General features: G+C 44.2%; 1 protein-coding gene. It reads right to left on the bottom strand.

Annotated elements, in window-relative coordinates; translation table 11 throughout:
• Window positions 1–83: 83 nt before the first annotated feature.
• Window positions 84–1,601, bottom strand: a 1,518-nt coding sequence (locus GA0061081_RS11130) for a hypothetical protein (RefSeq protein WP_209435409.1), incomplete at its 5' end; no start/stop codon positions are given.

Raw genomic sequence — 1,601 nt, 5'->3', positions numbered from 1 at the left:
GGGGCGTTATTCTTTGTTAGATTGTCCTCTCAGGCACCATAACCGCCCCCGCGGCCCAAGGATTAAGGAATAAACGCTAAAAACTAAGGTGCGGTACAAACAGCAAAATGGCCGCTGGAAGCACTGTAGCTGTAGACGCTGCCGTTGTACGAGTTGACATAGATCCCATAGCCACCTGATGATGCGTCGCTCATCCAGTAGCCGTGGGTGACGAAGCCCGCACCAGCGTAGTAGCTCACGGCGCCCCACTCCGTGAAAAATCCTGCACCTATGTGACGCATATAATGATTACCAGATGAACGAGGCGAGGCGCCTAAGCTATGGTTTGAATTGGTTAAATCCCTTACACTAGCAAGACGATAACCCAAACCACTACACCAAGTGGATAGGTTAGCCGGAGTATCAATTTTATTACCCCGATTGACGAACCACTGTTTTAAGACAAACCCATACCTCACCTCATTACCACTACTATCCCTACCGACCAACTCAAAGGTCTGTGGCAAAGATGGTACGGTGAGTCTACTAGGACTACTTGAGCTTATTTGACTACCACTTGCCCTAGGACCTCTTAATGTTACTCTTACTACACGTTTTGATTTATCAGTAATCCAATTATCGGCTTGGATATTTCCCAAAGGGTCTGTGAATGTCCCTGTTAGCGGCCTTGTCCAACTCACCTCTGCCCTTATACTACCAACTGTGTTAACTGTCCAACTTAACTGACTTCCATCCACTCCTGCAGGCATCTCTAAGTCAAAATACAACCCATTAGCACCCGTTGTAGGGAAATTCCGGTCGTAAGAGGAAGAATCGTTAGACTGAGTTAAAAAACCCTTTGTAGGAGACCATATGCTAGATGGGCCGGCAAACTTGGAATCGTCAAGGACACGAGCATCCCAAGGGTTAGGAACATTATTACCAGTACCACCGAAGTACAAATTCGGCCTTGCGTGACACACAACAGGACCACTACTGCCATACGGATTGATATAATAATCCACCGTAGCTCCACTAAAACTGGTTCTACTAGGAACACCGTACTGGGTCTGTAAATATCCCCCTGTACTACTTAAAGTTACCTTATAAGGCGCTTTACATAGACTTAATGTATCACTACGACTAACTGTATTGCCATTTTTATCTGTAAACGATACCGATATACTCCCAGATACACCATTTACAGCCGGCTCATCTCCATCATCATCTCGCCAATAATTATATCTAGTGACTAAATCACTTAAACTCACTGAATTAGTTGATGACGGGACTATCATTTCTATATGACTTAAATTACTCCCAACGTACGGCAACCTGATTGGATTTGATACGCTTGATGTATTAGTAGACGGCGTGATTACCTGACCATCCTGCAACCGAATTGACAACAATTTATCCGTTGATGTGGCTTTTGTTCGACCATTGTCGAATGTTAAATACGGCGCACTACCCACGATATATTTTGATGTATAAGCCGTTAATGCCACAGAACCCTGTGTATACGACAACAACAACAATACCACGAAGAACAACGCCGATTTAAGGAATCTAAATAATCTAAGTAAACTGAGTAAACCTGATAAGCCTGATAAGCTTGGTAA

It is taken from the genome of Gilliamella bombicola (genome assembly GCF_900094945.1).
In the GTDB taxonomy this organism is placed as follows: domain Bacteria; phylum Pseudomonadota; class Gammaproteobacteria; order Enterobacterales; family Orbaceae; genus Gilliamella; species Gilliamella bombicola.
Note: the sequence above shows the minus strand (reverse complement) of the source record. Positions and strands in the feature narration are given on the sequence as shown.